We start from the raw sequence: 7254 nt of genomic DNA, 5'->3' as shown, positions 1-7254 counted from the left end.
AAAGTTCGAAACCAGCCGACAGACCATCATGCGAGTCAGAGACGACAGTTCACGTTCCGTTCGACCTTAGCGTATGATTTCGAGCAGCTCTTGTTCTGACCCCATACTCACACTCCCTTGCGTTGCCGCAGCCTGGCGGCTCCGGTCGGGCATCAAGGATTTTCAAGGGGAGCGGTCCAGTCTTGGAGTGCCGCCGTTGGTCGGCGGTGTTTTTTGAAGAAACGCGCGGCCCGTCAGTGTGCTCACTCTCGAGCGATGCGCATTGCTGTCATTTCAATTAATTCGCCAAGGAAGCGGATGCTGATTAAGCCCTGCGCTTCTCGATCTTTGTCTGTTCGGTCGATGGGCCACTCCTCTTGCAGTAGGTGCAAGCCGGTTGCGAACTTTTCCCTATTGAAGTCCGGAACATCCTCTATCAAGCGGATCAGAAGATGCTGCAGGAACGCCTTCTCGGTAGCCTTCCAAAGCATAAACATTTCGCAACAGTTTCGGCATTGTGGCTCATGCTGCCGCGCTCGCGGCGATACGCTTATCAATCCACTCTTCGACCTCGGCACGCATATATGCACTACGTCGTTCGGATAGCGAAACGGGCTTCGGGAACCCCCCGGCTTCGGCCATCAAAATCAATAGTGTACGAGAAAGAGACGTGGCTGACGCCGCGTCTTTTGGTGCGATCAGGCGCGGTTGGTTGTCGTTTGCTGTCATCGGAATCCCCATTGCAACCCGGCGCAAAAAGAGCGTGCGGAAAATCCAACGTGCGAAGGGGCACGTTCAAATCTGAATCTTTAGAGAGGGATTCGGGTCGCCGTTAACTTAGGCGAGGTAAGCCAAGGTGAAGAACAATATGCGTTTTCGCCTGTAATGCCAATATGGTCAACGGGCTTTATTTTACAATACTGTGCCAGTCTACCATCAAGCCGCGTCTTTTTTGCGACGCGGTGCCACGTCTGTATGCGGCTTCGGTCTTGTCCTTGAGCACATGAGCCAAGGCCGCCGCGGCTACATCGCGCGGGTAATCGGTCTATCGCCAGCCCAATCACGGAACGATGAGCGCAGACCATGCAAGGTCGCATCGCCCGCACCAGCGGCCCTAAGCGCCTTCGTCATCGCTGTGTCGCTGATTGGCCTTCCGTCGCGTCCACCTTCGAACACCAGATCGCTGGTCGACTGCTGCTGTGTAGCGCGGAGGATTGTCACGGCGCGCTCGGAAAGCGGAACCTCATGGTCGCGCGCAGCCTTCATCTTTGCGGCGGGTACCGTCCACAAGGCCGCATCAAGGTCGATCTCCGGCCACACTGCGCCGCGAACCTCACTGGAACGCGCTGCGGTCAATGCGGCGAACTCCACAGCCCTAGCTGACACGCCAGCGGCGGCTCGTAGGCGCTTGATGATGGCAGGCAGTTCCTTGTAGCCGACTGCTGCGTGATGGCCGCGCGTGAGCTTCTGTCGAGCCGGAAGCATATCCTTCAGGCCTCTCCGCCAGTCGGCAGGGTTGTCGCCGACATAAAAGCCGCCTCGCCTTCGCGTGATCCATTACTGCTGCAATGCACATGCGGAGGCGGTCAGCAGTCTCTGGTATCTTCTCCCAGATCGGCTTCAGCGTCTCGACCACGTCGTCGCGCGCGATCTCGGCGATCGGCCTCTTGTGCAGCGGCTTGGCATATTCACGCAACGTCATCGACCACTGCGCCTTGTGCTTCCCATTGCGGAAAGACTTCTCCTTCACCGCTATCTTCATCGGAAAGCGAGCCGGGAAAGTGTCTCGCTTGACGATTCGAAAGACCCGCTGTTTATAGCTTTTTCATCGGCTTCTTTCGTTATCGTTGGCGTCGGAATTGTCCTGCCTGCATGGTTGGCTTTTCATGTTGGCGGTTCGGGTTTGGTTGGCCTCGTGTTGCTGTCGTCCAGCGTGGCGGGTCTGGTGCTCGCACCGGTCGCCGGCCATCTGGTCGATCGTCATGATGGAGCAAAGAACTGAGGTCTTTCAATTTGAACCTAATTCCCGCAGCCCCGACCGTGAGACCGCTCTTTTCGCGGACGCCGTAACCACATCTGAACAGGCGGAGCGTGTCGCCGCCTGTTCGCCCTCATCCGGCGAACAATTCCTTGTAACCGGTCGTCACCATCCAGTTCGCCCGATCGAGATGGCTTCGCACGGTTTTCCGGGCCCGCTCCGGCTCTTGCACCGGATCGATGCCGAGGATGACCTGCGCCATCTCCTCATAGCTTGCCTCGTCGGCACCTGCATCCAGGAGCCTCAGGTAGGTCGTGAAGTGCTGGCGGTCGTAGCTGGTCAGGCTGTCAGACCAGGGCACTTCTTCTTTAAGGCCTGGTTTAACGTCTGGATATTTCATCATGATATCGGGCTCCGGAAGTAAGTGATCGAAGAGCGATTGTTTCTTTCGACAGCCTAACCAAGCGGATGGGAAACATCGTAGCTAACACAACACCGCGATCATGACCCGCAAGCGCCCGCTCGAGGCGATATGCGCATCTTCTGAGCGGTTCGACCCAGGTTAGCGAGAATTGCAAAAAGCTCAAGACCGTGCGGCTGCACATCGGGTTTCGCGCGGATTGGTGGCCATCAAGGTCGTTTGTGACCACAGGATTAACAGGCAAAGCTTGTGCTTGAATTACCGCAATGCTCAGCATCGGTTCAACCACCGTATTCGAGTTCGCAGCGCCTGCCGAGGGCGCGCTGGCCGGGGCGCAGGTCAAATCGAAAGTCAAGAACCGAAGCCTAGCTACCGCATCCGTGAGGGCTTCGTGAGCTGCGGAAGGACGACCTTGGGGCTTCATGGGGGGCGCAAAACATCTTTGGCGCTTCGTTTTGCCCGGCCGACAGCGCGCAGATCAACATGCGCACGACGGCGGATGCAGCGCTATGGTCCTCGGTGCCGACGAGCATCGCGATAGTCCTGCCGGGCTGTATTTGCTTTCAGCGACAACCGCCACTATTAAGCAACACTTCGCCGACTGTGTTTCAGGCTGCCCGGAGAATTTCATGACAGAAGAAGCCGCAAAAAACATTGACACCCTCATCGAGCTCACGGCCGATGTCGTCTCAGCCTATGTCTCCAACAATCCGGTCCCGGTGGGGGATCTCCCTGCCCTGATCGGCCAAGTGCACGCGGCTCTGAAAGGGACGGCGGAAGGTGTCTCTGCAAAAGAGCCGGTTGCCCTTACGCCTGCAGTCCCGATCAGGAAGTCGGTGACACCGGACTACATCATCTCCCTTGAGGACGGGAAGAAATTCAAATCGCTAAAGCGCCATCTGTCGACCCACTATGGGCTAACGCCGGATGGATATCGGGCCAAATGGGGCCTGTCGGCGGATTATCCCATGGTCGCGCCGAACTACGCCGCGGCGCGCTCGTCATTGGCCAAGACAATGGGGCTCGGCCGCAAACCGAAAGCGCCGGAAACGCCGGCGCCGGCACCGGCGAAGCGGACCCGCAAGAAGGTCGCAGCTTAGAATTTCGGCAATCGAGGTCGTGCTGGAGCGCGCAGCTACCGTCGGCATCTGCGCAGAATACGAGAAGGCGGGGACAGCCCGCCTTCAACTGCAACATCCTTGTTTCACAAGAAGCGCCTCCGCCAGCAATGTGCTGCGCCGAACCCTATTCTCGCCCGCTCTTGTCCAGCGGCCGTCAGTACATCCGGACTTGCCGCGTACTTCCGGCTCTTGCCGGGGGCAGGAGAAAAATCAGCCAGCTTTGCTGAGGCTGCCAGCGGAGGACTTGCCAGTGCGGCGGTCCTGCTCGATCTCATAGTTGATCTTCTGGCCGTCAGCGAGGGTCGAGAGGCCCGCGCGTTCGACAGCGGAAATGTGGACGAAAACGTCCTGACCACCATTGTCGGGCTGGATAAATCCAAACCCCTTGGTGCTGTTGAACCACTTCACGGTTCCAGTTGCCATATGCGTATTCCTTGTAAAGTTCGCAACACGTTTTGGTTCGGCGATCATGCCGGGCGCCCGGAGCGACACGCCGTGGTAAGCGCATCGAGCAGCCAGTGGACTGGCGGCGATCAAGCGGCAGTCGCAAAGGTAGACGAAACTCACGCACCACGTGGTGAACCTTGCAATGAGGAGTCGGGGGCCGGCACCTCGTACGATCGCCATCGTCAGAGGATCGAAGCGTTAATCACTGCGGCCAGCGCGGATGCGATCGATCAGGCGCGCGTTTTGCTGGATCAGTTCAAAGGTGAGTCATGAACAACCGCCCACGCGATCGACGACTTCCTGCTTGATTTGATGCCCTGGTGGTTGTTGTAGAAAACACCCGCAAGAGGCTCTACAATCCGGCGAGGCAGTTGGCGCGCGTGAGATTGACCAGGATCAGGCCGTTCTAGGCTGATTAGAGCGCCCACTCTCGCGAAGAAGGGGGCCGATCTGATCATCGACAAAATCGAGCGCAGCAAAGCTGACCCGTTCTGTGGGTGATCGCTGCTGCGATTCCTCATGCACCACCCAGCGTCTGGATCAACGACAACGAGGGCTGCGGAACAAGCCTGGTCAGCGCCACCTCTTGCGACTTCGCAACCCACACTAAGGGTTGATCGGTGGAGGAAAGCCGATGCATGTGCAGCAAGTGCAGCTTTGGGATTGCCGAGCGCTTGCGAGTGCAATCTGTGCCCGGCCACCCAGACATCCGGCATGCGGACCATCAGCAGCATAATCAGTCGCAGGTGGCCGATTGCAAAAATGCGTTGGACGGGTCCGATTTACTCGGGAACATGCGAGCATGGAAAAGTGGCGGCCATCTTCATTGCATCTTGAACATTTTGCGGCTTCGCGATGGGCCTACTAAAGGCGACTGCGTGGGCGATATGGTCGTTATGGCGGTCATGCTGACGGCAAGACAACAGATCGGGAGCCTGGGCCTAAACACCTAGGCTCCGGCGGTGAGCCGCTTCAGTCGTGGCATGGACGATTTCACGGTCTTCGAAAACCGTTGGAAAATGCGTGGGCGGGTGGACGAAAGCGTGCGATCGGCCTAGACGACATTTCGCACGCTCCCAAATCCGCCGAGAGCACTATGAAGCAGCAGCGACCTTTTGTGTATCCATCCGGTGAGGGACGCGGACGACCTATTTGTTTCCGTCGGGATGGATGGCGATGAGGTTTTGAAGGCTCTCGATGCCGAATTCGGAGAAGGCCATGACGCCGTCTTCGTGGTCTGGCCCGTAGACGCAGATCAGACCGTCCTCGGGTTCCATTTCGATAGCGATTTGGCCGAGCCAGTCCGCATCTTCGCCGAGATCCCGGGCGACGCGCGCGATGGTTCGCACGGAATGGATTTTGTTGATGTGCATTGTCAGGCTGCGATTGCGGCGGGCTTGGACCGCCAGTTCCACGGCAGCAACTCGTCGAGACGATTGGCGGGGTGCCCGGCAATGCGGTGAAGCACATCGGTAAGCCAGGCTTGCGGATCGACATTGTTGAGCTTGGCGGTGCCGATGAGGGCGTAGATGACTGCAGCGCGCTGGCCTCCACGATCGGAGCCACAGAACAGCCAGGCCTTGCGACCGAGCGGGACGCAGCGCAAGGCCCGTTCAGCCGCGTTGTTCGTAATGCAGATCCTGCCATCGTCGAGGAAGCGGGTAAACGCCGGCCATCGGCGCAGCATGTAGTTGATGGCCTTGGCGAGATCGTGGTTGCGTGAGAGCTGGGCAAGCTGGGCGATCAGCCAGGCGTGAAGGTCCTCCATCAGTGGAGCGCTGCGCTCCTGGCGGGCGCAAGCACGCGCTTCAGCGCTCAATCCGTTGATCTCGCGCTCGATATCGAACAGTGCATCCAGGCGCTGCACCGCCTCCAGTGCGATCGGGTAGATCGCCCCTGTCCGTTCGCCGCGGCTCTTCTTGCGCGCTGATCCCTCGACGTCGGCGAGTTCGAAGAACTTGCGGCGCGCATGGGCAAAGCAGCCCGCTTCGAGCACAGGCCCTGGGCGACGATCGGCTGCGTAGAGTTCGCCATAGCCGCCATAGGCGTCTGCCTGCAGGATCCCGGACCAGCTGTCGAGATGCGCTCGCGGATGTTCGCCACGGCGGTCGCGCGAATAGTGGAACAGCGCGGCGGGCGGATCGGCGCCGCCGAATGGCCGGTCGTCGCGGACATAGACCCACAGCCTGCCGATATCGGTCTTGCCCTTGGCGAGGACCGGCACCGTTGTGTCGTCGCCGTGCAATCGGTCGGCGGCGAGAACATGAGCCTCGATCCGGCGATAGAGGGGCATGAGCGCGAAAGTGGCCGCGCCAACCTGGTCGGCGAGCGTCGACAGGCTCAGTGGCACGCCCTCGCGAGCGAAACGTTCAGCCTGGCGGTTCAAGGGTTGATGCTGGCCGTACTTGTCGAACAGCAGCATGGCGAGCAAGCCAGGACCTGCCCAGCCACGCGGCACGACATGGAACGGCGCCGGCGGCTGGGTGATCGTCTCACAGTTCCGGCACGAGAACTTCTCGCGCACCGTCTGGATGACCTTCCACTGACGCGGGATCACCTCCAGCGTCTCGGTCACGTCCTCGCCGAGCTTCGAAAGCCGCGTCCCGCCGCAAGTCGGACACGAACATGGCGCTGGGATGACGATGCGCTCACGCGGCAGATGCTCGGGAAACGGCTTCTTCACTGGCCGTTTGCGCTCGAAGGCGGTGACACTGGTCGTCCTGGTCGCCGCCGCCTCGGCGGCAAGGTCATCTTCGCTGGCTGTGGCCTCGAGTTCCTCGAGTTGCAACTCCAGTTGGTCCAGGAGCCGGCGGCTGCGCTCGGCGCTGGGGCCATACTGCTCGCGCCTGAGCTTGGCGATCTGCAGCTTGAGGTGCCCGATCAGAGCTTCCGTAGCCGACGCCTTAGCCCTCGCGGCGGCAAGTTCGGCGCCCATCGAAACAACCAGCGCCTTAAGCGCTTCGACATCGTCCGGCAGGGGCGAAATGGCGGCTTCCATGGCCGAAATGAATCAGCACCTGTCTCTCGGTGCAATCGAAAAATGCCGCTTTGGCTGAGGAAATCCGCGTCCTATCCCGCGCTCGCCGGACGCCAGCTGTACTGCGGGTTGCGCCAGTCAATCCCGTCGAGCAAACACGCCAGCTGAGCGCTCGTCAGCGACACTGCACCGTCCTTCGCCTGGGGCCAAATGAAGCGGCCCTTCTCGAGCCGCTTGTAACTCACTTGGAAATGCAGGCGGTTCGTCGTCCCCGTTGCAGTTTGTGACGGTGACTCACCCCTTTCATCCGTATTCCGGCCAGCGCGGTATC

10 protein-coding genes are annotated in these 7254 nt (G+C 59.8%); 1 reads left to right on the top strand and 9 read right to left on the bottom strand.

The window, feature by feature from the left end:
- Positions 1-242 precede the first annotated feature (242 nt).
- From NKI54_RS35875 to NKI54_RS35855, 5 genes are all read right to left on the bottom strand, one after another.
- Complete coding sequence (locus tag NKI54_RS35875) at positions 243-470, bottom strand: hypothetical protein (RefSeq protein ID WP_352694561.1); 228 nt, start codon at positions 468-470, stop codon at positions 243-245.
- A 31-nt stretch (positions 471-501) separates the two neighbouring features.
- Entirely contained in the window at positions 502-708 is a 207-nt protein-coding gene (locus NKI54_RS35870; RefSeq protein ID WP_352694559.1) for a helix-turn-helix transcriptional regulator, read from the bottom strand.
- Between the two features lie 294 nt (positions 709-1002).
- Positions 1003-1464: a tyrosine-type recombinase/integrase gene (locus NKI54_RS35865; protein WP_352595194.1), complete on the bottom strand. Its 462-nt coding sequence runs from the start codon at positions 1462-1464 to the stop codon at positions 1003-1005.
- Positions 1355-1681, bottom strand: coding sequence for a phage integrase central domain-containing protein (locus NKI54_RS36690; RefSeq protein WP_502898111.1), 327 nt, complete (start codon positions 1679-1681; stop codon positions 1355-1357). The genes NKI54_RS35865 and NKI54_RS36690 overlap by 110 nt, the downstream gene beginning before the upstream one ends.
- Before the next feature lie 409 nt (positions 1682-2090).
- Positions 2091-2357 (bottom strand): DNA -binding domain-containing protein, encoded by a 267-nt coding sequence (locus NKI54_RS35855; RefSeq protein ID WP_031195313.1) that lies wholly within the window; start codon positions 2355-2357, stop codon positions 2091-2093.
- 650 nt (positions 2358-3007) lie between these two features.
- Between NKI54_RS35855 and NKI54_RS35850 the strand changes: the two genes are divergently transcribed.
- On the top strand, positions 3008-3478 hold the full coding sequence (locus NKI54_RS35850; RefSeq protein WP_352694557.1) for a Ros/MucR family transcriptional regulator: 471 nt from the start codon (positions 3008-3010) through the stop codon (positions 3476-3478).
- A 231-nt stretch (positions 3479-3709) separates the two neighbouring features.
- Here the strand turns inward: NKI54_RS35850 and NKI54_RS35845 are convergent, their stop codons facing one another.
- From NKI54_RS35845 to tnpB, 4 genes are all read right to left on the bottom strand, one after another.
- Positions 3710-3922: a cold-shock protein gene (locus NKI54_RS35845; protein WP_023749661.1), complete on the bottom strand. Its 213-nt coding sequence runs from the start codon at positions 3920-3922 to the stop codon at positions 3710-3712.
- A gap of 1172 nt (positions 3923-5094) precedes the next feature.
- Positions 5095-5319 (bottom strand): hypothetical protein, encoded by a 225-nt coding sequence (locus tag NKI54_RS35840; protein WP_352694555.1) that lies wholly within the window; start codon positions 5317-5319, stop codon positions 5095-5097.
- Between the two features lie 2 nt (positions 5320-5321).
- Positions 5322-6944 carry an IS66 family transposase gene (gene tnpC / locus NKI54_RS35835; RefSeq protein WP_352694553.1) on the bottom strand — a complete coding sequence of 541 codons (1623 nt, stop codon included), beginning with the start codon at positions 6942-6944 and terminating at the stop codon, positions 5322-5324.
- Between the two features lie 71 nt (positions 6945-7015).
- On the bottom strand, positions 7016-7254 hold a 239-nt coding region (gene tnpB / locus NKI54_RS35830), incomplete at its 5' end, for an IS66 family insertion sequence element accessory protein TnpB (RefSeq protein WP_352694551.1).

Origin of the sequence: Mesorhizobium sp. M0663 (assembly GCF_040320585.1) — a bacterium.
Lineage (GTDB): Bacteria > Pseudomonadota > Alphaproteobacteria > Rhizobiales > Rhizobiaceae > Mesorhizobium.
The sequence above is the reverse complement of the archived record's forward strand: the minus strand, read 5'-3'. Positions and strand labels throughout refer to the sequence as shown.

Coding starts and splice junctions, on each gene's coding strand:
- NKI54_RS35840 (WP_352694555.1), bottom strand. CDS start 5,319: ATGCACATCAACAAAATCCATTCCGTGCGAACCATCGCGCGCGTCGCC.
- NKI54_RS35875 (WP_352694561.1), bottom strand. CDS start 470: ATGCTTTGGAAGGCTACCGAGAAGGCGTTCCTGCAGCATCTTCTGATC.
- NKI54_RS35855 (WP_031195313.1), bottom strand. CDS start 2,357: ATGAAATATCCAGACGTTAAACCAGGCCTTAAAGAAGAAGTGCCCTGG.
- NKI54_RS35865 (WP_352595194.1), bottom strand. CDS start 1,464: ATGCTTCCGGCTCGACAGAAGCTCACGCGCGGCCATCACGCAGCAGTC.
- NKI54_RS35870 (WP_352694559.1), bottom strand. CDS start 708: ATGACAGCAAACGACAACCAACCGCGCCTGATCGCACCAAAAGACGCG.
- tnpC (WP_352694553.1), bottom strand. CDS start 6,944: ATGGAAGCCGCCATTTCGCCCCTGCCGGACGATGTCGAAGCGCTTAAG.
- NKI54_RS35850 (WP_352694557.1), top strand. CDS start 3,008: ATGACAGAAGAAGCCGCAAAAAACATTGACACCCTCATCGAGCTCACG.
- NKI54_RS36690 (WP_502898111.1), bottom strand. CDS start 1,681: ATGACGTTGCGTGAATATGCCAAGCCGCTGCACAAGAGGCCGATCGCC.
- NKI54_RS35845 (WP_023749661.1), bottom strand. CDS start 3,922: ATGGCAACTGGAACCGTGAAGTGGTTCAACAGCACCAAGGGGTTTGGA.